The sequence below is a fragment of the Azospirillum sp. UENF 312511 genome, assembly GCF_058780635.1.
The window spans coordinates 1,087,392-1,113,067 of record NZ_JBSNCG010000001.1; the positions used below are offsets into that span (position 1 = coordinate 1,087,392).

The 25,676-nt window shown below is 67.8% G+C and carries 26 protein-coding genes; 17 read left to right on the top strand and 9 right to left on the bottom strand.

The features are described 5' to 3' along the window. Nucleotides 1–64 precede the first annotated feature (64 nt). From ACWPN7_RS04980 to mazG, 14 genes are all read left to right on the top strand, one after another. On the top strand, nucleotides 65–2,386 hold the full coding sequence (locus tag ACWPN7_RS04980; RefSeq protein ID WP_492273148.1) for a sensor histidine kinase NtrY-like: 2,322 nt from the start codon (nucleotides 65–67) through the stop codon (nucleotides 2,384–2,386). Continuing rightward, nucleotides 2,376–3,776: a nitrogen assimilation response regulator NtrX gene (gene ntrX / locus ACWPN7_RS04985; RefSeq protein WP_014197047.1), complete on the top strand. Its 1,401-nt coding sequence runs from the start codon at nucleotides 2,376–2,378 to the stop codon at nucleotides 3,774–3,776. Before ACWPN7_RS04980 ends, ntrX begins: the two co-directional genes overlap by 11 nt. A 365-nt stretch (nucleotides 3,777–4,141) precedes the next feature. Continuing rightward, on the top strand, nucleotides 4,142–4,450 hold the full coding sequence (locus tag ACWPN7_RS04990) for a hypothetical protein (protein WP_145672014.1): 309 nt from the start codon (nucleotides 4,142–4,144) through the stop codon (nucleotides 4,448–4,450). A 209-nt stretch (nucleotides 4,451–4,659) separates the two neighbouring features. Continuing rightward, nucleotides 4,660–6,036 carry a Trk system potassium transporter TrkA gene (trkA, locus tag ACWPN7_RS04995; protein ID WP_014197050.1) on the top strand — a complete coding sequence of 459 codons (1,377 nt, stop codon included), beginning with the start codon at nucleotides 4,660–4,662 and terminating at the stop codon, nucleotides 6,034–6,036. 42 nt (nucleotides 6,037–6,078) lie between these two features. After that, nucleotides 6,079–6,942: a D-amino-acid transaminase gene (locus ACWPN7_RS05000; RefSeq protein WP_459196785.1), complete on the top strand. Its 864-nt coding sequence runs from the start codon at nucleotides 6,079–6,081 to the stop codon at nucleotides 6,940–6,942. Then, nucleotides 6,939–7,637 (top strand): HAD family hydrolase, encoded by a 699-nt coding sequence (locus ACWPN7_RS05005; RefSeq protein ID WP_040134114.1) that lies wholly within the window; start codon nucleotides 6,939–6,941, stop codon nucleotides 7,635–7,637. The genes ACWPN7_RS05000 and ACWPN7_RS05005 overlap by 4 nt, the downstream gene beginning before the upstream one ends. 95 nt (nucleotides 7,638–7,732) lie before the next feature. Then, nucleotides 7,733–7,981 (top strand): RNA chaperone Hfq, encoded by a 249-nt coding sequence (gene hfq, locus ACWPN7_RS05010; protein WP_035675971.1) that lies wholly within the window; start codon nucleotides 7,733–7,735, stop codon nucleotides 7,979–7,981. A gap of 52 nt (nucleotides 7,982–8,033) precedes the next feature. Continuing rightward, a complete protein-coding gene (gene hflX, locus ACWPN7_RS05015) occupies nucleotides 8,034–9,293 on the top strand; it encodes a GTPase HflX (protein ID WP_081863117.1) in 1,260 nt (419 codons plus the stop codon). A 172-nt stretch (nucleotides 9,294–9,465) separates the two neighbouring features. Further along, complete coding sequence (locus tag ACWPN7_RS05020; protein WP_014197056.1) at nucleotides 9,466–9,750, top strand: hypothetical protein; 285 nt, start codon at nucleotides 9,466–9,468, stop codon at nucleotides 9,748–9,750. Nucleotides 9,751–9,847: 97 nt separating this feature from the next. Beyond that, nucleotides 9,848–10,378: a hypothetical protein gene (locus ACWPN7_RS05025; protein ID WP_247874641.1), complete on the top strand. Its 531-nt coding sequence runs from the start codon at nucleotides 9,848–9,850 to the stop codon at nucleotides 10,376–10,378. Further along, on the top strand, nucleotides 10,375–11,187 hold the full coding sequence (locus ACWPN7_RS05030; protein WP_200474665.1) for an inositol monophosphatase family protein: 813 nt from the start codon (nucleotides 10,375–10,377) through the stop codon (nucleotides 11,185–11,187). The genes ACWPN7_RS05025 and ACWPN7_RS05030 overlap by 4 nt, the downstream gene beginning before the upstream one ends. Before the next feature lie 133 nt (nucleotides 11,188–11,320). Further along, complete coding sequence (locus ACWPN7_RS05035; protein ID WP_247874642.1) at nucleotides 11,321–11,590, top strand: hypothetical protein; 270 nt, start codon at nucleotides 11,321–11,323, stop codon at nucleotides 11,588–11,590. A gap of 72 nt (nucleotides 11,591–11,662) precedes the next feature. Further along, entirely contained in the window at nucleotides 11,663–12,082 is a 420-nt protein-coding gene (locus ACWPN7_RS05040) for a hypothetical protein (RefSeq protein WP_040134109.1), read from the top strand. 175 nt (nucleotides 12,083–12,257) lie between these two features. Next, on the top strand, nucleotides 12,258–13,067 hold the full coding sequence (gene mazG, locus ACWPN7_RS05045) for a nucleoside triphosphate pyrophosphohydrolase (RefSeq protein WP_459196786.1): 810 nt from the start codon (nucleotides 12,258–12,260) through the stop codon (nucleotides 13,065–13,067). Nucleotides 13,068–13,074: 7 nt separating this feature from the next. Here the strand turns inward: mazG and ACWPN7_RS05050 are convergent, their stop codons facing one another. From ACWPN7_RS05050 to hyfB, 6 genes are read right to left on the bottom strand one after another with little or no spacing between them, the layout of a single operon-like run. Next, on the bottom strand, nucleotides 13,075–13,596 hold the full coding sequence (locus ACWPN7_RS05050; RefSeq protein WP_149650328.1) for an NADH-quinone oxidoreductase subunit B family protein: 522 nt from the start codon (nucleotides 13,594–13,596) through the stop codon (nucleotides 13,075–13,077). An 11-nt stretch (nucleotides 13,597–13,607) separates the two neighbouring features. Further along, nucleotides 13,608–15,149, bottom strand: a complete 1,542-nt coding sequence (locus ACWPN7_RS05055) for a hydrogenase large subunit (RefSeq protein WP_459196787.1) — start codon at nucleotides 15,147–15,149, stop codon at nucleotides 13,608–13,610. A 10-nt stretch (nucleotides 15,150–15,159) separates the two neighbouring features. Beyond that, nucleotides 15,160–16,617 (bottom strand): hydrogenase 4 subunit F, encoded by a 1,458-nt coding sequence (locus ACWPN7_RS05060; RefSeq protein ID WP_459196788.1) that lies wholly within the window; start codon nucleotides 16,615–16,617, stop codon nucleotides 15,160–15,162. Further along, nucleotides 16,614–17,276: a hydrogenase-4 component E gene (locus ACWPN7_RS05065; RefSeq protein ID WP_459196789.1), complete on the bottom strand. Its 663-nt coding sequence runs from the start codon at nucleotides 17,274–17,276 to the stop codon at nucleotides 16,614–16,616. The genes ACWPN7_RS05060 and ACWPN7_RS05065 overlap by 4 nt, the downstream gene beginning before the upstream one ends. 1 nt (nucleotide 17,277) lies before the next feature. Beyond that, complete coding sequence (locus ACWPN7_RS05070) at nucleotides 17,278–18,234, bottom strand: respiratory chain complex I subunit 1 family protein (protein ID WP_459196790.1); 957 nt, start codon at nucleotides 18,232–18,234, stop codon at nucleotides 17,278–17,280. Next, a complete protein-coding gene (gene hyfB, locus ACWPN7_RS05075; protein WP_459196791.1) occupies nucleotides 18,231–20,276 on the bottom strand; it encodes a hydrogenase 4 subunit B in 2,046 nt (681 codons plus the stop codon). The genes ACWPN7_RS05070 and hyfB overlap by 4 nt, the downstream gene beginning before the upstream one ends. 396 nt (nucleotides 20,277–20,672) lie before the next feature. Here hyfB and ACWPN7_RS05080 point away from each other — a divergent pair, with 396 nt between their 5' ends. The 3 genes from ACWPN7_RS05080 to ACWPN7_RS05090 all read left to right on the top strand — a co-directional run bounded on the left by ACWPN7_RS05080 (nucleotide 20,673) and on the right by ACWPN7_RS05090 (nucleotide 24,257). Continuing rightward, nucleotides 20,673–23,042 carry a Tex family protein gene (locus ACWPN7_RS05080; RefSeq protein WP_459196792.1) on the top strand — a complete coding sequence of 790 codons (2,370 nt, stop codon included), beginning with the start codon at nucleotides 20,673–20,675 and terminating at the stop codon, nucleotides 23,040–23,042. A 106-nt stretch (nucleotides 23,043–23,148) separates the two neighbouring features. Beyond that, nucleotides 23,149–23,520, top strand: a complete 372-nt coding sequence (locus ACWPN7_RS05085; RefSeq protein ID WP_492273149.1) for a hypothetical protein — start codon at nucleotides 23,149–23,151, stop codon at nucleotides 23,518–23,520. After that, nucleotides 23,517–24,257, top strand: coding sequence for a diguanylate cyclase domain-containing protein (locus ACWPN7_RS05090; protein WP_492273150.1), 741 nt, complete (start codon nucleotides 23,517–23,519; stop codon nucleotides 24,255–24,257). The genes ACWPN7_RS05085 and ACWPN7_RS05090 overlap by 4 nt, the downstream gene beginning before the upstream one ends. A 13-nt stretch (nucleotides 24,258–24,270) precedes the next feature. Here ACWPN7_RS05090 and ACWPN7_RS05095 read toward each other — a convergent pair whose 3' ends face one another. From ACWPN7_RS05095 to ACWPN7_RS05105, 3 genes are all read right to left on the bottom strand, one after another. After that, on the bottom strand, nucleotides 24,271–24,906 hold the full coding sequence (locus ACWPN7_RS05095; protein WP_407823865.1) for a LysE family translocator: 636 nt from the start codon (nucleotides 24,904–24,906) through the stop codon (nucleotides 24,271–24,273). A gap of 90 nt (nucleotides 24,907–24,996) precedes the next feature. Continuing rightward, nucleotides 24,997–25,317, bottom strand: a complete 321-nt coding sequence (locus ACWPN7_RS05100) for a hypothetical protein (protein ID WP_145700189.1) — start codon at nucleotides 25,315–25,317, stop codon at nucleotides 24,997–24,999. 39 nt (nucleotides 25,318–25,356) lie between these two features. Further along, a complete protein-coding gene (locus tag ACWPN7_RS05105) occupies nucleotides 25,357–25,668 on the bottom strand; it encodes a hypothetical protein (protein WP_035676060.1) in 312 nt (103 codons plus the stop codon). Nucleotides 25,669–25,676 lie beyond the last annotated feature (8 nt).

The following is a 25,676-nucleotide window of genomic DNA, read 5'->3' on the forward strand; positions in this document are numbered from 1 at the left end:
TTGCCGCTTGGCAGGACGGCAACAGCTCGTGTATCATTCTGGCAACAGACTGGTTGCCGGATTGATGTCGCCCACACCCCCTGAACCCGTCACGCCGCTTTGGCAGCAGTTCCTTCGTTGGGCAGCCCGTGTCGGGCTGGCGAAGCGGCTTGCCTTCGCGCTGTCGCTGGCGGCCTTGGTGGCGGGCTTCGCGACCTACACGGCGCTGACGGAGAGCGCGCCCTTCGGGGAAACCAACCCGCGCACCGTCACGTGGCTGCTGACCCTCGATCTGGCACTGTTGCTCCTGCTCGGCGTGCTGATCGCGCGGCGGATCGTCTATCTGTGGATCGGGCGGCGGCGCGGCCTCGCCGGGTCGCAGATGCATGTGCGGCTGGTCGCGGTGTTCAGCCTGCTCGCCGTCGCGCCGGCCATCATCATGGCCATCTTCTCCACCGTCTTCTTTTATGTCGGCGTGCAGTCCTGGTTCAGCGACCGGGTGCGCACGGCGGTGAACGAATCGCTGGCAGTCGCCAGCGCCTATCTTCACGAGCACCAGCAGAACATCCGCGCCGATGCGCTCGCCATGGCGAACGATTTGAATCAAGAGGCGGCGCGCCTCGCCAGCGACCCGGAGCGGTTCGAGCAGGTGGTCGCCACCCAAGCGATGCTGCGCGCCCTGTCGGAGGCCATCGTCTTCAACGGAACGACCGGCGCCATCGTCGCGCGCTCCGGCTACACCTTCGCGCTGGAGTTCGATCCGATCCCCGACGACAAGCTCGCCACCGCCCGCCGCGGCGAGGTGGCGATGATCGTCAGCGAGAACGACGACCGCGTCCGCGCGCTGGTCCGGCTCGACCGCTTCGCCGACACCTATCTCTATGTCGGCCGCATGGTCGAGCCGCGCGTGCTCTCGCACATGGCCTCGGCGGAAGGGGCGGTGCGGGAGTTCGGGGCGCTGGAAAGCCAGCGCGGCAGCCTGCAGATCACCTTCACCTTGATCTTCCTGGTCGTGGCCATGCTGCTTCTGCTGGCGGCGGTGTGGGCGGGGTTGATCTTCGCGACGCGGCTGGCGCGGCCGATCAGCGCCCTGATCGGCGCGGCGGAGCGGGTGCGCGCCGGCGACCTGACCGTCCGGGTGACCGAACCGCCCGGCGAGGACGAGCTTGGCCTGCTGTCGCGCGCCTTCAACCGCATGACGACCGAGATCGAAAGCCAGCGGCACGAGCTTCTCTCGGCCAACCGCCTGATCGACGAGCGCCGCCGCTTCACCGAGACCGTGCTGGGCGGCGTGTCGGCGGGCGTGATCGGGTTGAACGCCGAAGGGCGCATCACTCTTCCCAACTTCTCGGCCGCGCGCCTTCTCGGCGTTGAGGACGCGGAAAGCCTGATCGGGATGAAGCTGGCCGACCTGTCGCCGGAGATGGGGGAGCTTCTGGACCATGCGCCGGGCCGACCCGGCCGGGTGGTGCAGGACCAGATCCAGATCCGCCGTCCCGGCACGACGCCGCTGACCTTGCTCGTCCGCATCTCCACCGAAGGGCGGGGCAGCGGGGAGATCCGCGGCTATGTCGTCACCTTCGACGACATCACCGAACTTGTCTCCGCCCAGCGCAAGGCGGCCTGGGCCGACGTCGCCCGTCGCATCGCCCACGAGATCAAGAATCCGCTGACGCCGATCCAGCTCTCTGCCGAGCGGCTGCGCCGCAAGTACCTGAAGGAGATCACCAGCGACACTGAGGTCTTCACCATGTGCACGGACACCATCGTCCGTCAGGTGGACGACATCCGGCGCATGGTGGACGAGTTCTCGGCCTTCGCGCGCATGCCGCAGCCGGTGATGAAGCCCTGCAACCTCAACGACCTCGTCCGGCAGGCGGTGTTCCTGCAGTCCAGCGCGCACGCCGGCAAGATCAAGTTCGATATGACGCTTCCCCAGGGGCCGCTGACCGTGCCGTGCGACAGCCGCCAGATCAGCCAGGCGTTGACCAACCTGCTGCAGAACGCCGCGGACGCCATCGAAGGGCGCCTGCCACCCGCTGAGAGTGAGGAGTTGTCGCCGGGCCATGTCGCCATCCGGGTCGAGGCCGATGCCGAGCGCATCGCCATGATCATCGAGGACAACGGCAAGGGCCTGCCGACCGAGGAACGCGACCGGCTGACCGAACCCTACGTGACGACGCGCGCGAAAGGCACGGGACTGGGGCTGGCAATCGTCAAGAAGATCATGGAGGACCACGGCGGCGTGCTGACCCTGGAGGACCGCGAAGGCGGCGGGGCGCGCGTCGGGCTGGTCATCCCCAACACGTCCACCAGCTCCGGCACGGCCGCGGGCGACGCCCTCGGCGGCGTTGGCACGCCGGCGGAGACCGGTGAAGAGAAGAGGCACGCAGCCCATGGCGCATGACATTCTGATCGTCGACGACGAAGCGGACATCCGGATGCTGATCGCCGGCATCCTGAACGACGAAGGCATGAAGACGCGCGAGGCCGCCGACGCCGATCAGGCGTTCGCCCAGGTCTCCGCGCGCCGGCCGAGCCTCGTGGTGTTGGACATCTGGCTCCAGGGCAGCCGGCTGGACGGGCTTCAGATCCTCGAACAGCTGATGCGCGACCACCGGAACCTGCCGGTCATCATGATTTCCGGCCACGGCAACATCGAGACCGCCGTCTCGGCGATCAAGATCGGCGCCTACGACTTCATCGAGAAGCCCTTCAAGGCCGACCGGCTGCTGCTGATGGTGGACCGCGCCATCGAGGCGGCCCGGCTGAAGCGCGAGAACGAGGAACTGAAGCTGCGCGCCGGCGGCGAGGTGGAGCTGATCGGCCGGTCCACCGCCGTCAACCACGTCCGCCAAAGCATCGAGAAGGTGTCGCCCACCGGCAGCCGCGTCCTCATCACCGGCCCCGCCGGCTCCGGCAAGGAGGTGGTGGCCCGCTTGATCCACGCGCGGTCGCGCCGGGCCGGTGGCCCCTTCGTCGGGCTGAACTGCGCCACCATGCGCCCCGACCGGCTGGAGATGGAGCTGTTCGGCACGGAAGCCGGGGTGGATGGTGGCGGGCGCAAGATCGGCACCTTCGAGCAGGCGCACGGCGGCACGCTGCTGCTCGACGAGGTGGCCGACATGCCGCTGGAAACCCAGGGCAAGATCGTCCGCGCCCTGCAGGAGCAGGTGTTCGAGCGGGTCGGCGGCGGCCAGCGGGTCGAGGTGGACGTGCGCGTTGTCGCCACCTCCAACCGCGACCTCCAGGCCGAGATCGACCAGGGCCGCTTCCGCCAGGACCTGTTCTATCGCCTTGCCGTCGTGCCGATCCGCGTGCCCTCGCTGGCCGAGCGGCGCGAGGACATCCCGCTGCTGGCCCGCCACTTCATGCAGCGCTCGGCCGAGGCCGCCGGCCTGCCGGCACGCGACTTCGGCGAGGACGCCATGGCCGCGCTCCAGGCCTACGACTGGCCGGGCAACGTGCGCCAGCTGCGCAACGTGGTGGATTGGCTGCTCATCATGGCGCAGGGCGATCCCAAGGAACCGATCCGCGCCGACCAGCTGCCGCCGGAAATCGGCGCCATCACCCCCACGGTCCTGAAATGGGACAAGGGTGGCGAGATCATGGGCCTGCCGCTCCGCGAGGCGCGTGAGGTGTTCGAGCGCGAGTATCTGCTGGCCCAGGTGACGCGCTTCGGCGGCAACATCTCCCGCACCGCCTCCTTCGTGGGGATGGAACGCTCCGCCTTGCACCGGAAGCTGAAATCGCTCGGCGTGCACGGCAGCGAGAAGGGCAAGCTGTTCGTCGAGTAGTCTTGCCTCAGCATCGTCAAGCACAAGGTGTCGTCTTTTCTCCTGAAGCAGGTTTCCCGAGCATGTCCAAAACGTGGGCGACTTGGGAGCCTGCTTTTATTTTTTCTGAAAGCGGTGCCTGCTACCTTGTATCATGGGTGCGTGTCTTCTGAAATTCCGTTGTGGTAACTTTATTATTATTTCTATCTCTTGATAATCCTCCATATTCTCCTCAAATCATCATTAAATACAATCGTATTTATATAATTTGCGAAATCGCGAGTAACGCTTTTAGCATTGGTCGAAGATCATTGCCTGAATATTCATTATCTTGTGAACGCGATTAGCAAAAACAGAATTTTCTTTTTATGGTGAGGAGTCAAGATATGGCGACCACTGCTGTCCTTACGGTCAATTATACCGATAACCAGCTTGTTGCTTATTTGAATGGCGCTCAAGTTTACAACCGCATTGGCGGTGGCGAATCGATCAATGAACAGGTCGTGCTGACCGGCAACCTGCAGGCCGGCGTGAATCAGCTTCTGCTGATCGGTGTGAATTTCAACGGGCCGGCCCATTTCCAGGGATCGGTCAACATCGACGGCCGGTCGCAGGACTTCAACTTCGATACCCGCAAGGACGGTGCTCCGGAAGGCGTCGTCACGCAGTTCTATTACACGATCGACAACAGCTGACGCCGAGGCCGGCAAACGGGTCTCCGCCTTGCGGTGACCGACGGGGGAGGGGGAGGGGGCGGGGCGCATCCATCACTCCTCTTCCGGTCCGCGCCGGCAGGTCGGCCCGTATTTCCCTTCGCGAACATAGAGTTGGTGCGTCCTGCCGCAAAATGATAAGGTCCTTGTCCTAAGTGCCTGGATAATGGGCGGGGAAGGGTGCAAAGGCCGTGAAGGTCATCGTTTGCGGAGCCGGCCAAGTCGGCTCGAACATCGCGCGTTATCTGGCGTCCGAGGGCAACAACGTCACGGTGATCGACCATTCGCCGGAACTCATCCAGCGGATCAGCGACACGCTCGACGTGCAGGCCATGGTCGGCCACGCGTCGCACCCCGACGTGCTGGAGGCGGCGGGGGCGGGCGAGACCGACATGATCATCGCGGTCACCCAGATCGACGAGATCAACATGGTGGCCTGCGAGGTCGCGCACGCGCTGTTCAAGGTGCCGACCAAGATCGCCCGTGTGCGCAACCAGAGCTACCTGAAACCGATCTGGGCGGACCTGTTCAGCCGCGACCACATGCCGATCGACGTCATCATCTCGCCGGAGATCGCGGTGGCGCGGGCCATCGCCCGCCGGCTCCAGGTGCCGGGCGCCTTCGACATGATCCCTCTGGCGGACGGGAAGGTCCGCGTCGTCGGCGTGCTCTGTACCGAAACCTGCCCGGTGCTGCACACGCCGCTGCGCCAGTTAACCGGCCTGTTCCCCGACCTCGGCTTGGAGGTGGTGGCGATCATCCGCAACGACCGTTCCTTCATACCCGGCGGCGACGACCAGATGCTGCCCGGCGACGAGGTCTATTTCGCCTGCGACAACCGCCACCTGAACCGCGCCATGGCCGCCTTCGGCCACGAGGAGGTGGAGGCCCGCCGCATCATCATCCTGGGCGGCGGCAACATCGGGCTGTGCCTGGCGGAGGAGTTGGAGGCGAAGTACCCTCACGTCACCGCACGCATCATCGAGATGAACCGCAGCCGCGCCCAGTTCGTGGCGCAGCGCCTGTCGCGCACCATGGTGCTGCACGGCGACGGGTTGGATCCGGAAATCCTGGAGGAGGCCAACGTCCGCGCCACCGAGACGGTGGTCGCCGTGACCAACGACGACGAGGGCAACATCCTCTCCTCGCTGCTCGCCAAGCGGCACGGGGCGAAGCGCGCCATCACGCTGATCAACAAGGCGTCCTACACCTCTCTGGTGTCGCCGCTGGGGATCGACGCGGTGGTCAGCCCGCGCGCCATCACCGTGTCGAACATCCTTCAGCATGTCCGGCGCGGCCGCATCCGCGCGGTGCACAGCCTGCGCGACGGCTTCGCCGAGGTCATCGAGGCGGAGGCGCTGGAAACCTCCGCGGTGGTGAACACGCCGCTGCGCGAGGTGAAGCTGCCCTCCGGAGTCATCGTCGGCGCCATCGTGCGCGGCGACGAGGTCATCATCCCGCGCCCGGCCACGGTGATCCGTCCGAAGGACCGTGTCATCATCCTGGCCACCGCCGGTCAGGTGAAAAAGGTGGAGAAGATGTTCGCCGTCCGGCTTGAATTCTTCTGATCGCCTCTCGTATCGTTTTTGGCACCAACAAAAAGAACCTCCATGGCTCGATGGGCATACGTCAACGGCCGTTACCTGCCGCACCGGCAGGCGGCGGTTCATGTGGAAGACCGCGGCTTCCAGTTCGCCGACGGCGTCTATGAGGTGGTGACCCTCCTCGACGGACGCTTCGCGGATCTGGACGGCCATATGGAGCGCCTGGGCCGCAGCCTGTCGGAGTTGCGCATGGACTGGCCGGCGGTGCCGCGCGTCGTGACGATGATCGCCCGCGAGCTGGTGCGGCGGAACGGCGTCCGCAATGGTTCGCTCTACCTCCAGGTCACCCGCGGCGTCGCCCCGCGTGACTTCAAGTTCCCGGCGAACGTCCCCTCGACCCTGGTGATGACCGTCAAGCGGGTTAGCGCCTTTGCCAAGCCGGAGCAGCTGGAAAAGGGCGTGGCCGTGGTCACGGTGCCCGACATCCGCTGGGGTCGGTGCGACATCAAGACGGTCGGTCTCCTCGCCCCGGTGCTGGCCAAGCAGCAGGCCGCCGAATCGGGCGCCTACGAGGCGTGGCTCATCGATCCGGACGGCAGGGTGACGGAGGGGTCCTCCTCCAACGCCTGGATCGTCACGCAGGACGGCGTGCTGGTGACCCGCGCCCCGTCGCAGAAGATCCTCAACGGCATCACCCGCCAATCGCTTCTGCGGCTGGCCGGCGAGCGCGGCATCCCGGTGGAGGAGCGCAGCTTCACGGTGGAGGAGGCGCTCGCCGGCCGCGAGGCCTTCGTGTCCTCCGCCGGCACCTTCGCGCTGCCGGTGACCCGCATCGACGGCAAGCCGGTGGGCGAGGGCAGGCCGGGGCCGGTCACGCGGACGCTGCGTCAGGCCTATCTCGATTACGTGGCCGCCGGGGTGCCGTCATGAGCGACGCCGCCGCCGTCATCGACCGCCTGCCCGTGCTGCCGCGCGCCGTCCTCTACGACTGGGACAACACGCTGGTCGACAATTGGGGCACGGTGCGCGCCGCGCTGAACCACGCGCTGGTCACCTTCGGCCATCCGGCCTGGAGCGAGGATGAGGCGCGGGAGCGCATCAAGCAGTCGCTGCGCGACAGCTTCCCCCGCATCTTCGGGGAGCGCTGGACCGACGCGCGCGACCTTTTCTACGCCTATTTCGAGGCGCATCACCTGGAGCATCTCCGGCCCCTGCCGGGTGCGGAATCCCTGCTGCGCGGCTTCGCCGAGCGCGGGATATATCAGGCGGTGGTGTCGAACAAGACCGGCCGCTTCCTGCGGGCGGAAGCCGACGCGCTGGGCTGGACCGGCTATTTCGGCCGTCTGGTCGGCGCCCATGACGCCGAATTCGACAAGCCGCACGGCGCGCCGGTGCTGATGGCGCTGGAACCGGCGAACATTCCACCCGGTCCGGACGTCTGGTTCGTGGGGGATGCCGACATCGACATGGAATGTGCCCATGGCGCGGGAATGGTCCCGGTGCTAATAGGGGCGGGCGAGGGCAGCGGCTTCACCCGCTTCCCTCCGGCCCATCGGTACGATACGTGCCATGCATTGTGCGGGTTGGTGGGCAGCGGTGGTGACACCATATCGGATGACCAGTAGTCGAGACGGTTGCGACCAACCATGACCTTATCGCTGCAGGGGGCGGGCTTCTAACAAGGGGCCCCAAAAAACACTGAAGAAGGGGGCGACATAAAATGTCTGAAAAAAGCCAAAATGTGCAGGACGTGTTCCTCAACCACGTCCGCAAGAACAAGACTCCCGTAACCGTTTTCCTCGTGAACGGTGTTAAACTTCAGGGAATCATTACCTGGTTCGACAACTTCTCGGTACTGCTGCGGCGCGATGCGCATTCGCAGCTCGTCTACAAGCACGCCATCTCCACCGTGATGCCCGCGCATCCGATCCAACTTTTCGAGCCGCCCAAGGAAGGTGAAAACGTCTGATCTTCCGACCAATGGCAACGGCCGGACGCCTGATGCCTCCGGCCGCGCCATCGTGGTCCACCCCGTCCTCCGCAGTGAGGCGGACGGGGTCCTGCGCCATCCCGAATCCTGCCTGGACGAGGCGGTGGGCCTTGCCCGCGCCATCGATCTGGAGGTCGTGCATGCCGAATGCGCGCGGGTGAACCGCCCGCAGCCTTCGATCCTTCTCGGGTCGGGGACGGTGGAGCATTTTGCCCAGATCGTGGAGGAGACGGAGGCATCCCTTGTCATCCTCGACCACGCGCTGTCGCCGGTGCAGCAGCGCAATCTGGAAAAGGCCCTCAAGGTCAAGGTCATCGACCGCACCGGTCTGATCCTGGAGATCTTCGGCGCCCGCGCCCGCACGCGCGAAGGCATGCTCCAGGTCGAACTGGCCGCCCTGACCTACCAGAAATCGCGCCTCGTCCGCTCCTGGACCCACCTGGAACGCCAGCGCGGCGGCTTCGGCTTCCTCGGCGGCCCCGGTGAATCCCAGCTTGAGATGGACCGTCGTCTGATCGGCGACCGCATCGTCAAGATCAAGAAGGAGCTGGAGGAGGTCCGCCGCACCCGCGGTCTGCACCGCAAGGCCCGCGCCAAGGTGCCGTACCCGGTGGTGGCGCTGGTCGGCTACACCAACGCCGGCAAGTCGACGCTGTTCAATCGGCTGGCCAACGCCGACGTCTTCGCCAAGGACCTGCTGTTCGCCACGCTGGACCCGACGATGCGTCAGGTGACCCTGCCGTCCGGGCGCAAGGTGATCCTGTCGGACACGGTGGGCTTCATCTCCGACCTGCCGCACGGCCTCGTTGCCGCCTTCCGTGCCACGCTGGAGGAGGTCGACGCCGCCGACATCATCCTGCATGTCCGCGACGTCTCCCACCAGGACAGCGAGGCCCAGAAGGCCGACGTGCACGAGGTCATGAGCGACATGGGCATCGACCCGGACGCCGATGACCGCGTGATCGAGGTTCTGAACAAGATCGACGCGCTGGACAAGGAGTCCCGCGAGGCGGTCCTGGCCCAGACGGCCCGCAACCCGCGCGCCGTCGCGGTGTCCGCCCTGTCGGGAGCGGGGATCGCCGATCTCGACCGGTTGCTCGACCAGCGGATGAACGCCCACCGCCATGTGGTGGACCTGTCCGTGGAGTTGGGGGACGGGGCGGCGCTCGCGTGGCTCTATGCAAAAGGTGAGGTGCTGGAACGGCGGGACGACGAGGTCCAGGCCCACATCCAGGTGGCCATCGACCCGGCGGATCTGGCCCGTTTCGAGAAGCGGTTCGTCCAAGGCTGATCTTTCGCCATAAAGGAGTCGGGCGCGTCATAATTCGTTCGTGCACGTGCGACGACATGACGCGCCCGATTTCGGCCCCGTCCTACGACGTCCGAGGTGTAGCCTTTTCCCAACGCGCCCCCGATATTTGAGCCGGGGAGCCGATGGGTTATCCCCGGGAGGAGGCCCGCCTATGCGTTTGCAGACCGATCCAACACACTTTTCGATCACCGCCTTCCTGGCCGATCAGGTGACCCTGGTCGCCCGGCAGGAGCAGTTGTCGCCCGGTGCCGCGGTGCTGCGCATCCAGGAACTGTCGCGCGACAACGCCGGCCGCGCCCGTCTTCTGGAAATCATCAGTGACGCCTGGCGCAAGGAAACCAACCCGACGGAAAGCAGCAAGATTGCCGCCCTGCGGTCCGAACTGGCCGCCTGGGCGCTGCACGCCACCCCGAGCGAAAGCCTGCCGCGCTCCTGACGGAGGCGGGTGTGCCGGGACAAGGATTTGTCCGTGGCTATGCAGCGGGCAGGGCGCCATAATGGACGCTCGGCCCGCCTTCTTTTTCCGGATTCCCTTGCGCGTCCCGATCGCTCTCCTGTCCCTGGCGTTTCTGGCCTTCGCGGGCACCGCCGCCGCCGTCGAGCGCGTGTTGCCGCCGGGATTCGTGGAAGAGCCGCCGGTCGCGCCGGAAGATCCCCTGCCGCCGGAGCCCGCGGAGTTTCCTCCCGCCCCGTTCAGCCCGCTGGTCGTGGCACCGGACCCGAAGGAATTGCTGAAGGCCTGCAAGGAAGCCACCTTCACCGACTGTTTCCGTCTGTGGCGTCCGCCCCCGCCGCCGCCCAAGGAGGAGACGCGGGAAGCGCGCGACACGCCGCAGCCCCCGCCCGATCCGAACGCGCCGCGCAAGCCGCCGGAACCCGGCCCGCTGACCGGGACGCCGCCCGCTCCGAACCCCGCAGCCGATCAGGCCACCTATGACGCGCTGGTCAAAGCGTTGAAAGACAGTGGTCTGGACGGCAAAGTCATGCTGCCGGAACCGCCGAAGGATGGCGGAACGGTTCTGAGACTCGACCCCCGATCCAACAAAGCGGCACCGAAACCGTGACGAATTTTCCGATTCCTGACGTCGACCGCGTCTCCGCGATCATCCGCGAGGTCGCGGAGAGCGAGATTCTTCCCTATTTCCGCGATCTGGCGAACGCCGGCATTCGCGAGAAGACCGGGCCGGCCGATCTTGTGACCCTGGCCGACGAAGCGGGCGAACGCGCCCTGACGCCGCGCCTGCTGGACCTGCTTCCCGGCAGCACGGTGGTGGGGGAGGAGGCCGTCTCCGAGGACAAGTCCCTGCTCGACCGAATCCACGGCGACGCGCCGGTCTGGATCATCGACCCGATCGACGGCACGCTGAACTTCGCGAGCGGGCGCCCGCTCTTCGCCGTGATCATCGCCCTGGCCTGCCGCGGCGAGACGCTGGCCGGCTGGATCTACGATCCCTGCGACGGGCGCATCGCCACGGCGGTGAAAGGGCAGGGCGCCTATTTGAATGGCAAGCGCGTCACGGTCGCCCCGGCGGTCCCCCTGACCGAGATGACCGGAGCCCTGTCGACGCGATTCTGCGCCGAGGATCTTGGGCGCCAACTGGACGAACGGGGCCGCTCCCTCGGCCCCCGCGTCTGCCTGTCCAGCGCCGCGCAGGAGTATCTGCGCCTGCTCGATGGCCGGGCGCATTTCTCGATGTACCATCGCTTGATGCCGTGGGATCACGCGGCGGGCGTCCTGCTCCACGCGGAGGCCGGCGGCTACAGCGCGCTGTTCGACGGCTCGCCCTATCGTCCGACCGTCCTCAACGGTGGGGTGATGCTGACCCCCGACCGCGCGAGTTGGGAGGCGATGCACCGGCATCTGTTCGGCTAAGGCGGGGGCGCACCGGACTACCGCACACGTCCTGCGGCGGGGACCGGATTCGGCGGGAACTCCACGGGCACGGCGGCCTTATAGTGCCAGGATGCCGGAAACGGCCGCCGTGAGCCTTGCGGAGCGCCCGACCATGAAGGCCATTGCCCTGAAGCGCGTGCTGTTGGTGGCGGCGTCACTGCTGGCGCCCACGGCCTGCGCGGAGCGGATCGCCGAATGTCAGCCTTCGGGCGGGGCGGCCTCGGCCGCCGGCGCGGCGCAATGTTCCACCGACTCCGAAACCGCGGACGTCGCCTTGGATCATGAGGTGGTTCGCGCGATCGACGCCGAGCCGGTGCTCAGCGTGGCACCGCCGCAGCGCCGGAAGGCGCGGCCCGCCACGCAGGCGCATTCCATGGAGTGAAAAGGCCCGCGGTCCCTCGGAACCCGCCATCGCCACCCTGTGTTGGACCAACGCAACAACGGCGGGTGATCCATGCAAACGGCCAACATCCACGATCCCTTGAGCATCGAGAGCGTCTATCCACGAAGCGCCTTCGACTCCGATGCGCGGCAGAACGCACGGGACAAGGAGACGGTGGAGCATGGGGTGATGATCCTGTCCATGCCGGACGCCGATGGGAATTTCTCGCTGAAGCCCTCCCAGCGTCACGTCGGCGAGCCGGAGGCGACGACCCATTCGATTTTCCTGTCGCCGAGGCTGGAAAGCTCGGAATATGGAGCGCTTACTCCGAGCGACACCGGCTATGACGCGCCGATCGAACCGGCGGAGACCCCCGAGACCTCCGGCGATCCTTACCGGTCCTTCGTGGAATCGCTGATCGAGGCCGCCCGTGGCGCAGATTTCCCACCGCCGCCGCCCGCCGAAAGCCTGAAGGGGTTTCGCGGCGGCTGAGGCACCGAAGAACGGAGGGTGGCCGGAAGCCCCCTCCTCACTTCCTTGGGCTTATTTTCCATAATCTCACTTATATGATTTTGGTGCTCCGGCGGGGCGTGTTCCCTTTTCTCAGTGCCATGGGTCGGCTAAGGTCGCTGTCCCGTCCCATCCCGCTGCCGAAGAAGACCTTTCCATGGCCCGCAACATCGACCGCCTGATCGACGTCATGGCCCGCCTGCGCGACCCCAACGGCGGATGTCCGTGGGATCTGGAGCAGACCTACGCCACCATCGCGCCGCACACGATCGAGGAAGCCTACGAGGTGGCCGACGCCATCGAGAAAGGCGACATGCCGGCGCTGCGCGAGGAGTTGGGCGACCTGCTTTTCCAGGTGGTCTATTACAGCCAGATGGCCCACGAGGAAAATCTGTTCGACTTCGACGAGGTCGCCGGCGTCATCACCGACAAGATGATCCGCCGCCACCCGCACGTTTTCGGCGCCGAGGAGGTCAAGGGCGCCGACATGCAGACCTCGCGCTGGGAGGACCACAAGGCCGTGGAGCGCGCCGCGAAGGCGGCCGAGGAAGGCCGCGCCCCGTCCGCCCTGGAAGGCGTGATCGCCGGTCTTCCTGCCCTCACCCGCGCCCTCAAGCTGCAGAACCGCGCCGCCCGCGTCGGCTTCGATTGGACCGACGCGCGGGATATCCTCGACAAGATCGAGGAGGAGGTTCGCGAACTGCGGCATGAGATGGACAGCGGCTCCGCCCCGGACCGGGTGGCCGACGAACTGGGTGATCTCCTCTTCGCACTGGTCAACCTCGCCCGTCGCCTGAAGGTTGAGCCGGAATCGGCGCTGCGCGGCACCAACGCCAAGTTTGAACGCCGCTTCCACCGCATCGAGGCCCTGCTGTCCGAACAAGGCCGCACGCCCAAGGAGGCCACGCTGGACGAGATGGAGGCCTTCTGGCAGCAGGCCAAGCGCGAGGAACGCGGCGAGTCCTGAACCGCTGTCACTTCGCGGCGCTGGTCTCCAGCAGGGCCAGCAGGCCGGCCAGCAGATCGGTCGGCCGCGGCGGACAGCCGGGGACGCGCAGGTCCACCGGCAGCACCTCCTCCACCGGACCGACGCAGGCGTAGCCACCGGCGAACAGGCCGCCGCTGACGGCGCAGTCGCCGCAGGCCACCAGCCATTTCGGGCCGGGCGTGGCGTCCCAGGTGCGGATCAGCGCCTCGCGCATGTTGCGGGCGACCGGGCCGGTGACCAGCAGGACATCGGCGTGCCGGGGCGAGGCGACGAAGCGGATGCCGAAGCGCTCCAGATCGTAGATCGGGTTGTTCAGCGCGTGGATTTCCAGCTCGCAGCCGTTGCAGGACCCCGCATCGACCTCGCGGATCGACAGGCTGCGGCCCAGCCGCGCCTTGGCGGCCTTGTCCAGCTTTCCGGCCAGTTCCGCCAGAGCCGGATCGGCGGGGGCCGGGGCGGCTTCGGTGACCGGGCCGCCGGTCAGGGAGGTCAGGATGTGCTTCAGCATCGGCGGCCTCCTTACAGGTCGTGTCCCGCGTAGGAACAGTTGAACGACTTGTTGCACAGCGGGAAGTCGGCAACGATGTTGCCGCCGATGGCCGCCTCCAGCAACGGCCATTGGAACCAAGAGGGATCGCGCGGATGGCAGCGGATGACGACGCCCTCCTCGTCCAGCCGAACCCAGGTCAGAATCTCGCCGCGGAAGGATTCGACCAGGGCCATGCCCTCCCCGCCCCGGCCGGCCTCCAGCGGGACCGACGGGTGGTCGAGGCCGCGCGAGATCGCCGGCAGGCGGGCGACGATCTGCTCGATCAGCGACAAAGACTGCTCCACCTCGCGGATGCGGACCCAGACGCGGGCGTTCACGTCGCCCTCGGTCAGCACCGGCACCTCGAAACTCAGCTCATCGTAGGGTGCGTAGCCGGGGCTGCGGCGGGCGTCCTGGTCACGGCCGGAGGCCCGCCCGACATGGCCGCCGGCGCCAAAGCGGGTGACCAGCTCCGCGGACACGAACCCGGTGGCGACCGTGCGGTCCTGCAGGGACGCCTTGCCGTCATAGATGGCGACCAGCGGCGGGAAGCGCTTGCGCAGTTCGGCGACAAGCTCCAGCAGCAGGCCGGCGCCGCGTTCCGGCAGGTCGGTGGCAACGCCGCCGGGGATCACCCGGTCCATCATCAGACGGTGCCCGAAGCAGGCGTCCGCCGTGCGCAGCACGCGCTCCCGCAACTGGCTGGTCTGGGCCAGCATGAAGGCGAAGGCGGCGTCGTTGCAGATCGCCCCAATGTCGCCGAGATGGTTGGCGATCCGCTCTAGCTCGGCCATCAGGGCGCGCAGCCACACCGCCCGCGCCGGCACATCGACGCCGAGCGCCGCCTCCACCGCGCGGGCGAAGGCGAGGCTGTGCGCCACCGTCGCGTCGCCGGAGATGCGGGCGGCCAGCCTTGCCGCCTGCGCCACCGGTTTGCCCTGCATCAGCCCCTCCACGCCGCGGTGGACGTAGCCGAGCCGCTCCTCCAGCCGGACGACGGTTTCGCCGTTGGCGGTGAAGCGGAAGTGGCCGGGCTCGATGATGCCGGCGTGGACGGGGCCGACCGGAATCTGGTGCAGCCCGTCACCCTCCACCGGCAGGAAGGTGTACGGACCCGGATTGGGCACCGGGGCCGCCGGCTGTTCGGACAGGGGCCGTCGCACGCCCCAGGCGTCGTGGTCCAGCCAGGGGCGCGGGTCGGTCGTGCGCTCCGCCACCAGGCCGTAGAGGTCGTGGGCGGCGCGCTCCAGCCGGTTGGCGGCGGGCCGCACGGCGCTCAGGCTCGGGAAACGGCCTTGCGGGCAGTCGAGGCTGACCACCGCGACGTCGCCGGAGAAATCCTCGCGGAAGGCGGTGTGGACCGCCTTGGGCTCTCCCCACAGGCCGAGCAGGCTCCAGCCGTTGCCGGCCAGCCCCTCGATCAGGCGCAGCCAGCCGTCGCGGCCCAGCCGATAGCGCGGCCAGGGCCGGTGCCCCTCCACCGGCGTGCCGATGCGGTTCAACAGGCCGAACAGCGGTTCTTCCCCGTACATGCCTCCTCCCCTACCCCAGCAGCGCCGCGACGGTCTGGAACCACGCGACCAGCGGTCCCGGCAGCCAGACCCCCGCCACCAGAATCAGTGCCAGATGCGCGTAGAGCGGAACCAGCGTTCCCTCCAGCGGCACCGTTGCCACCGGGACGCCGCTGCCCTCCACCGTGCCGGGCGCGCCAAAGCAGAGTTGCTGGACCCGCAGCACCAGCGCCCCGAAGGCGACCAGGATGCCAACGACCAGCGGCAGGGCCAGCAGCGGTTCCCGCGCAAAGGTGCTGGTGACCAGCAGGAATTCGCTCATGAACACGCCAAAGGGCGGCAGGCCGGCGATGGCCACGACCCCGGCCAGCAGGCCCCAGCCGAGCGCCGGATGGCTGACTGTCAGGCCGGAAATCCGCTCGATCCGCTGCGTGCCCGTCACCTGCACGGCGTGGCCGACCGCGTAGAAGATGGCCGACTTGGTCAGGCTGTGCATCGCCATGTGCAGCAGCCCGGCGAAGTTGGCGAGCGGCCCGCCCATGCCGAAGGCGAAGGTGATGATGCCCATATGCTCGATGGAGCTGTAGGCGAAGAAGCGCTTCACGTCGCGCCGCCGGTAGAGCATCAGCCCGGCCAGCAGCAGCGAGGCCAGCCCCATGGCGATCATCAGCGGCCCCGGCGCAATGGCCTGCCCGTTCGCCGCCAGCAACATCTTGAAGCGCAGCACGGCGTAAAGCGCCACGTTCAGCAGCAGGCCCGACAGCACCGCGGAGATCGGCGTCGGCCCTTCCGCGTGGGCGTCCGGCAGCCAAGCGTGCAGCGGCGCCAGCCCGACCTTGGTGCCGTAGCCGATCAGAAGGAAGACGAAGGCGAGGTTGAGGATCGCCGGGCTGATCTTGGCGACGTGATCCATCAGCTCCGTCCAGGTCATCGCCGCCATACCCGGACCCATCACCGGCTGGGCGGCCATGTACATCAGGATGGTGCCGAACAGGGCGAGCGCGATGCCAACGCCGCACAGGATGAAGTATTTCCACGCCGCCTCGATGCTGGCGGCGGTGCGGTAGAGGCTGACCATCAGGACGGTGGTCAGGGTCGCCCCCTCCACCGCCACCCACATGACGCCCAGGTTGTTGGCCGACAGGGCCAGCAGCATGGTGAACATGAAGGCTTGGTACATGGCGTGGTAGAAGCGCAGCTTGCGCTCGTCCAGCTTCCCCACCGCGATCTCGTGGGCGATGTAGCCGGCGGAAAAGACGCTGGTGGTCAGGCCGACGAAGGCGGTGAGCGCGATCAGGTAGATGTTGAAGGCGTCCACCACGAACAGCGCGCCGCTCGACGGCTCCAGCCCGAACAGGACCAGCGACGCCAGCAGCGTGACGGCGGAGAAGCCGATGTTCAGCCGCGCCCCCAGCCGGTGGCCGGGAACCAGGGCGAGGACGGCGGCGCCGATCAGCGGGGTGGCGACGATGACGGCGACGGCGCTCAATCGCTCTCCCCCCGGAAGCTCTCGATCTTCTGCATGTCGAGCGTGTCGAACCGCTCGCGGATGTGGAACAGGAAGATGCCGAAGATGATGAAGGCGACCATGACGGAGAAGGCCACCGACATCTCGACCACCAGCGGCATGCCGGCCGCCCCGACCGCCGCCAGGATCAGCCCGTTCTCGATGGACATGAAGCCGACCACCTGGCTGACCGCGTTGCGCCGGGAGATCATCATCAGCAGGCCGAGCAGGACGACCGACAGCGACAGCGCCAGATTCTCGCGGGTCAGGGCGGTGGCGTCGGCGGTCACCGGCAGCACCAGCAGGATCGACAGGGTGACCAGCGACACCCCCGCCACCATGGTCAGCCCGATGCCCAGCGCCGGCTCGATGCTGCGGTGGATCTTCATCTTCACGACGATGCGGTGCAGCGCCACCGGGATCAGGATGGCCTTGAGGACCAGGGTCAGCAGCGCGGTGATGTAGAGGTGCGGCTCCCCGTGGGAATAGGCCTGCCACGCCGCCGTCGCGGTCAGGGCGAGCGCCTGCATCGTGAAGACGTTGAGCAGGGAGAACAGCCGACGCTGGTAGAGCAGAGCGAAGCTCATCAGCAGGACGACGGCCCCCAGCATGTGCGCGACGTCATAACCCAGGTCGCTCACCTCACACCCCCCGCGACACGTAGAGGAAGATCGCGCCGAGCAGACTCAGCAGCAGGGCGCCGCCCAGGAACTCGCCGACCCGGAAGACGCGCATCTTGGCGATGGAGATCTCGAACAGCGCCAGCAGGGTCCCGCCGACGGCCAGCTTCGCCACGAAGACGACCATGCCGCCCAGCGCCGCCGCCACGCCGGACCCGGCGGTCGCCATGCCCCAGGGCGCGAAGACGCAGGCGATCAGCGCCATGTAGAGCAGCATCTTGAGCATGCTCGCCGCCTCGACCAGGGCGAGGTGACGGCCCGAATATTCCAGCACCATGGCCTCGTGCACCATGGTCAGTTCCAGGTGCGTGGCCGGGTTGTCGATGGGGATGCGCGCGTTCTCGGCGATCGCCACCATGACCAGCGCGATCAGCGCCAGGGCCAGGGAGATGCGCAGCCCGACCGCGCCGGACAACATGAAATCGGCGATCTCGGCGAGCGAGGTGCTGCGGACCAGGATCGCCACCGAGAAGACGATCATCAGCATCGCCGGCTCGGCGAGCGCCGCGATCATCATCTCGCGCGACGAGCCGATGCCACCGAAGCTCGTCCCCGTGTCCATCCCGGCGAGCGCCAGGAAGAAGCGTGCCGAGCCCAGAAGCGCGATCAGCGCGATCAGGTCCGCGGTCGGGGCGAGCGCCAACTGCGTGGTGAAGACCGGAACCAGCCCCGCCGCCAGCCAGATCGCCGTGAACATCATGTAGGGCACGGAGCGGAACAGCCAGGACGCGTTGCGCGCCAGCACCACCTCCTTGCGCAGCAGCCGCAGCAGGTCGCGGTAGGGCTGGAGCATGGACGGCCCCCGCCGTCCGACCAGCCGCGCCTTGACCAGCCGCACCCAGCCGGTCAGCAGCGGCGCCAGGGCCAGCACCAGCAGCATCTGCAGGATCTGATAGAGGGTGGCGAGCAGCAGCGTCATCGTTGCGTCACCGCCACCATCACCAGCAGCACGACCAGCGCCAGGAACATCAGGGTCAGGTAGCGGCGGATGGTCAGGAACTGCAACCGGTTGGCCTTCTCGGCCAGCCAGCCCACCGCGCGGGACAGCGGCTCCACCACCACGACCCAGGCCGGGTCGGTCCAGGTCACCGACAGGCGGGCGGGGCGCGTGTCGCCCGGCGCCGGCATGTCCACATGGTCGCGGGCGCGGAACACCGTGCTGCCGAAGGCGCGGCGGATCGGCTGTCCGAAGCTGGAGGCCGTGTACTGGGTGACCGCCGCCGGGTCGGGCCCGTCGAAGCCGCAGCCCCAGGGGATCGACCAGCGCACCCGGTCGCTCGCCTTGCGGTGGATGCCCAGCACCAGCACGACCGACAGCAGCGCGATCACCACCAGCATGATCAGGCCGTTGTAGGAGTTGCCGATGGCCGAGGTCGGGGCCAGCCAGAACCACGGCTGGTAGGCGCGCCCGTCGAACGGCCCGGCCTCGACCAGCAGGCGCAGCGCCGGCTCGAACAGGCGGATCAGCGGGGTCGGCAGGACGCCGAGAACGACGCAGAGCACCGCCGGGACCGCCATGCCCAGCCGCATCGCCCGCCCGACCTCCACCGCCTCGCCCGCGGCGCGCGACCGCGGGCGGCCCAGGAAGGCAATGCCGTAGAGCCGCACGAAGCAGGCGCCGGCAAGCGCGGTGGCGAGCGCCAGGGCGGCGCCGACCACGGCGATCTCGATCTTCAGCGACCATTCCGACAGGGCCGGGGCGTTCAGGATGGCCTGGAACAGCAGCCACTCCCCGACGAAGCCGTTCAGCGGCGGCAGGGCCGAGATCGCCGCGGCGCCGATCAGGGCGAGGACGGCGGTGGTCGGCATCCGGTGGATCAGCCCGCCCAGCCGGTTCAGATCGCGCGATCCGGTGGCGGTCAGCATGGCGCCCGCCGCGTAGAACAGCAGGCTCTTGAACAGCGAATGGTTGACCACATGCAGCAGCGCCGCCGCCAGGGCGAGCGCGGCGATCACCGGCGTGTGGGCGGCCTTGAAGACCAGCGCGAGCCCCAGCGCGATGACGATGGCCCCGATGTTCTCCACCGTCGAATAGGCGAGCAACCGCTTCACGTCGTCCTGCATCAGCGCGTAGAGCACGCCCATCACGGCGGTCAGCGCGCCGAAGCCCATGGTCACGCCGCCCCACCACCACTCCGGCTCGCCCAGCAGGTCGAACAGCACGCGGATCATCGCGTAGACGGCGACCTTGGTCATGACGCCCGACATCAGGGCCGACACATGGCTGGGGGCGGCCGGATGGGCCAGCGGCAGCCAGACATGCAGCGGCACCAACCCGGCCTTCGACCCCGCCCCCAGCAGGATCAGCACCACGACCAGCGCCGCCGCCCCGGCCGCCGGCGCGTGGGCGCGGATGGCGGCGAAGCTGTAGTCGCCGTGCGCCGTCGCCAGCACCCCGAAGGCCAGCAGCAGGCAGGCCGTCCCGAAGCTCGCCATGATGATGTAGAGGCGCGCGGCCCTGGGCGTGTCCGGGTCCCGATGGGTGGACAGCACGAGCAGCCAGGAGGCCAGCGACATGAACTCCCAGGACAACAGGAAGGTGAAGGCGTCGGCGGCGATCAGCACCATGTTCATGCCCGCCAGGAACAGCGGGTAGAGCGGCAGGACCGGGCCATCCTGGGAGCCGCCCTGGGAAGCGCCGTGGGCATCGTGGTGCGCCCGCTCGTACCCCCAGCCGAACAGGCTGGCGGTGATGCCGCCCAGATTGACGACGATCAGGAAGACGGCGGACAGCGCGTCGGCGCGCAGATGGGCTTGGATCCAGGGCAGCCCGACCGGCAGGACCAGCGTCGCGTCCGGCTCGCCCCCGGCCAGCTGGAGCGCCGCCCACAGCGCGATCAGCGCGCAGGCCGCCGCCGTTCCGCCATAGACCACCGTGGACGCCTGCGGCAGCCGCTTCGCCGCGGCGCCGAGGACGGCCACTGCGAACAGGAAGGCGATTGCCGAAACGACCAGTCCCAAGGCAGCGAATCCGTTTGGATTAGACCCACAATCAGTAAGGATGTTTCTCCCAATGAACGCAAGGGGAAAAACTCTGTCGCGTTCATCTTGCGAATGCGCGTGCTTTGGGCGACACGCGCACAGAAAAAAGGCGGCTCCCCAATTCGGGAGCCGCCGGAGTCTGTTCGGGAGGAAACGCAACCAAGTTGCAGGGGAAGATATACGGCCGTTAAGGTTAACGACGCGTGAATCGTGCGAGGTTTTTCTTTAACTATACTTTTTCGCAAGAATCGGGCTCCGGATTCGCGCGTCCACTCCGGACCGGTCTCCCCGGCCTCTCCCAGATCGGCACTGGCCGGGAAGGCCCGCTTCGCGCTATAGGAGGCACCCTTCCCTTTCACCAGTCACCGGTCCTCCATGCCGTCCACGTCCATCAGCCAACGCATCGCCGACGAGCTTTCGGTCCGTGAATCCCAGGTCGCCTCGGCCGTCAAGCTGCTCGACGAAGGATCGACCGTCCCCTTCATCGCCCGTTACCGCAAGGAGGCCACGGGCGGGCTCGACGACACGCAGTTGCGCACGCTGGAGGAACGGCTGTCCTACCTGCGCGAGCTTGAGGACCGGCGCGCGGCGATCCTGTCCTCCGTCCGCGAGCAGGACAAGCTGACGCCGGAGTTGGAGCTGCAGATCCGTCAGGCCGACACCAAGACGCGCCTGGAAGACCTCTACCTGCCCTACAAGCCGAAGCGCCGCACCAAGGCGCAGATCGCCCGCGAGGCGGGGCTGGAGCCGCTGGCCGACCGGCTTCTCGCCGATCCCTCGCTCCAGCCGGACGCCGAGGCCGCCGGCTTCGTCAGCGCCGACAAGGGTGTGGCCGACGTCAAGGCGGCGCTCGACGGCGCCCGCCACATCCTGGTGGAGCGCTTCGGCGAGGACGCCGAGCTGGTCGGCCGGCTGCGCGCCACCATGGCCGACAAGGGCGTGGTGACCTCCAAGGTGATCGAGGAGAAGCGGGCCGAAGGCGCCAAGTTCTCCGATTACTTCGAGTTCGACGAACCCTGGGCGAAGGTGCCCTCGCACCGCGCGCTGGCGCTGTTCCGCGGCCGGACCCAGGGCGTGCTGGACATCCGCCTGGACCTGCCGGTCGAGGAGGGACAGCCCCACCCGGCGGAGCGCACCATCGCCGCCCACACCGGCATCCGCAACCAGGGCCGCCCGGCCGACAAGTGGCTGTCCGACGTGGTGCGCTGGACCTGGAAGCTGAAGATCGGCCCGCATGTCGAGACCGACTTGATGGGCGACCTGCGGGAACGCGCCGAGGACGAGGCCATCCGCGTCTTCGCCCGCAACCTGCATGACCTGCTGCTGGCCGCCCCGGCCGGCCCGCGCACGACCATCGGCCTCGACCCCGGCATCCGCACCGGCGTGAAGGTCGCCGTGGTCGACGCCACGGGCAAGCTGGTCGACACCGCCACCGTCTACCCGCACCAGCCGAGGAACGACTGGGACGGCTCCATCGCCGCCATCGCCGCCCTGGCGGTGCGCCACAAGGCGGAGCTGATCTCCATCGGTAACGGCACAGCGAGCCGCGAGACGGACAAGCTGGTCGCCGACCTGTTCAAGCGCCACCCCGAGCTGAAGCTCACCAAACTGGTGGTCAGCGAGGCCGGCGCGTCGGTCTATTCGGCCTCCGAGACCGCGGCGGCGGAGTTCCCGAAGCTGGACGTCAGCCTGCGCGGCGCCGTCTCGATCGCCCGCCGCCTTCAGGACCCGTTGGCCGAACTGGTGAAGATCGAGCCGAAGTCCATCGGCGTCGGCCAATACCAGCACGACGTGTCGGGCGGCAAGCTCGCCCGCTCGCTGGACGCGGTGGTGGAGGATTGCGTGAACGCGGTCGGCGTGGACCTGAACACGGCGTCCGTTCCGCTGCTGACCCGAGTGTCCGGCCTGAACGAGACGATCGCCCGCAACATCGTGGAGCACCGCGACCGCAACGGCGCCTTCCGCTCACGCAAGCAGCTGCTGGACGTGGCGCGCCTCGGCCCGAAGACCTTCGAGCAGGCCGCCGGCTTCCTGCGCATCCGCGAGGGCGACAACCCGCTGGACACCTCCGCTGTCCACCCCGAAGCCTACCCGCTGGTCGAGCGCATCCTGAAGAAGACCGGCAAGGACCTCGGCAGCGTCATCGGCGACGCCCGCTTCCTGCGCGGGCTGAACGCCGAGGACTTCACCGACGAGCGGTTCGGCGTGCCGACCATCGAGGACATCCTGAAGGAGCTTGAGAAGCCGGGCCGCGACCCGCGTCCGGAATTCAAGACCGCCACCTTCCAGGAGGGCGTCGAGGAGCTGAAGGACCTCCAGACCGGCATGGTTCTGGAAGGGGTGGTGACCAACGTCACCGCCTTTGGCGCCTTCGTGGACATCGGCGTGCACCAGGATGGGCTGGTCCACATCTCGCAGCTGTCCACCAGCTTCGTGAAGGACCCGCACACCGTCGTGAAGGCCGGCGACATCGTGAAGGTCAAGGTGATGGAGGTCGATATCCCGCGCAAGCGCATCGGCCTGACCATGCGCCTGACCGACGCCGCCCCGCGCCCCGAGCGTGGCCAAGGCCGTGCGGAAGGCCCGCGTGGCGACGATAAGCGCCGGGACGACCGCCGCGGTCCGCCGCCCGGCAAGGGCGGCTCCGCTCCGAAGCCGGCTCCCAAACCGGCAAAGGCGCCGGAGCCCGTCAACAACGCCTTCGCCGAAGCTTTCGCGCGGGCGCAGGCCGGCAAGAAGCGGTAAGGCTCAGCAAGCGTGGGGCGGGTGCCGGACACACTCCGGTACTCTCCCCATGGACGGTTCGTGCGCCAAAGGCTAGTGTGCACCGACGCCAACCGCATAGGCGCCCATGTTCTCTTCGGCAACCCGAATCGTCGGACTGTACGCGGTCCTCGCCACCGCGTGGGTGGTGGGGTCCGACCGCCTTTTGGACGCTGCCGGTCTGGGCGAGGTGGTGCTGATCCAGAACGTCAAGGGCACCGCCTTCGTTCTGTTCACCGCCCTGGTCCTATGGGGTTTCATGCGCCAGGAGTTCCAGCGCCGCACCCGGTCGGAGGACGCCTTGCGCTCCACGCTGGAGCGGCTGGCCCAGTCGGAGGCCGATCTCCGCTCGGTCATCGAAAAGCTGCCGGACGCCTTTTTCCGCACGGATCTCGACGGTCGGGTCAGCATGGCCTCCCCCAGTTCGCGCGGGAGTTCGGTCTTACTCCGGAGACGGTGATCGGCACCCGCATCGCCGATCATTACGTGGAGGAGGATGGGCGCGCCAAATTCCTCGCGGCGCTGGAGGAAGCGGGCGGCGAGGTCCGCGATCACCGCATGCCGATGCGGCGGCAGGACGGCACCACTTTCTGGATTTCCGCCAACGCCTACATCCGCCGCGATCCCGCCGGACGGCCTATCGGAGTGGAGGGGATTGCCCGCAACACCACCGCCCAGCACCATCTGGAGGAGCGGCTGCGCTATCTGGCCGGGCACGACGCGCTGACGGGCCTGTGCAACCGCATCCGCTTCGAGGACCGGCTGGAGCACGCCATTGCCCGCGCCAAGCGCGAGGACAAGAGCTTCGCCCTGCTCTTCCTCGACCTCGACGGGTTCAAGGAGGTCAACGACACCCACGGTCACCAGAAGGGCGACGAGGTGCTGGTGACCACAGCGCAGCGCCTGTCCGGCGCGCTGCGCAACAGCGACACCACCGCCCGCATCGGCGGCGACGAGTTCGCCGTCCTGCTGGAGGGGGACATCTCCGTCGAGAACGCCCGGGCCGTGGCGGAAAAGGTCATCGACTCCATCGACCGGCCCCTGCCCGGCCTTGACCTGTCGGTGTCGGCCAGCGTGGGCATGGCCTTCTACCCGTCGGACGGCGCCGACGCCGGTGTTCTGCTGCGCTGTGCAGATCAGGCCATGTACCGCGCCAAGCGCCTGGGCAAGAACCGGCTGGAACTGGGCACGGCCTGAGCGACGGCGAGGGTCAGGACGGCTTCGCCGCGTCCATCACCAACCGAATGCCCAGCGCGCCGATAACCGAGGCCGCCAGCCGGTCGATCCATGCCTTGGACCGCAGATAGGCGGCGCGGGGGCGGCCGGCGGAGAAAGCCACGGCGACGATGGTATACCAACCCGTCTCGACCAGGAACACGGCGGGCGGCAGGGCCAGCAGAACCCAGGCCGGCGGCGAGGCCGGCAGAAGGGCCGCGAAGATGCTGGCGTAGACGATGGCGGTCTTCGGGTTGCTGATCTGCGTCGCCAGCCCGATCCCGAAGGAGCGCAAGATGCCGTGGGACTTGGCGGCGCCATCCGGAACGCGGACAGGCTCCGCCGCTCCCCGCCAGATCCGCACCGCCAGATGGACGAGGTAAAGGCCGCCTGCGACTTTCAGGATCAGATAGAGCCACCCGACCTGGATCAGCAGGGCGTGCAGACCGAGGAGGGCCAAGGTGGCGAAGACCACGCCGCCGGTCCCCATGCCGACGGCGGCGGCAACACCGGCGCCACGCGACACGGCGATGGAGGTGCGTGCCACCAGGACGAAGCTGGGGCCGGGGCTGATGGCGCCGATGGCCAAGGCGCCGAGAACGCTCAAAAGGGCAAGAACGGACCCATCCATGGCTGCGGCTCCGCTGTTCGGGAAAGCCGCAGTTTATGGATGACGAACGGGATCGTCAGCCGACAAAATGATCGCAGGCGCCCTGCCCGCTCACTCCGCGGCCATCAGAAAGCTCGTGCCGTGATGGGCGCGCGGGGGCATGTCGGGGAGGCCGATCGTCCGTCCGACCTCCTCGGTCGTCGGCTTGCGCCGGTAGGTCTCCACATAGCGGTCGAGCGCGGCGAGGCACTCGGCGATCGAACCGGAACCGACCGCCCGGCAGTCCTCGAAGGCATGCGGGTCGGGGCGGAACCAGTGGGTGATGTAGCCGTCCTCGGTCCCGTTCAGGGTGAGGGTCAGGGCGAAGCGTCCCTCATGCCCGATGCGGGCGTGGGCCGCGCGCAGCCGGGACTGGACCTCTTCGATGGTCATGGCGCGTGCATCCTTCTTAAACATCAGGCGGCCTTTCGATCACGCGGCGTTGCGGAGCAGCCGGTCTTCCAGGCTGCGCGCCCATTCGGCGTCGCGGGCCAGCGATTCGACCAGCAGGCGGGCCGGGCCGGCGGAGTCCGCCGGGGTGTCGGGGCGGAGCAGCCCGGCCAGCCGCAGGGCCAGCGATTCCGCCTCAGCCTCGACCCAGCGGGCATACTGTTTCCGGCGTTCCGCCTCGTTCCAGTACCAGCGCGGAAGCTGGGGGTAGCTGCGCTCCATCTCGCCTTCCCAGGCGCTCATGCGGAACAGGCCGCTTGGGGAACGTTCAGTGGTGGTGCTTGCGGGTGTCATTCAGGGCT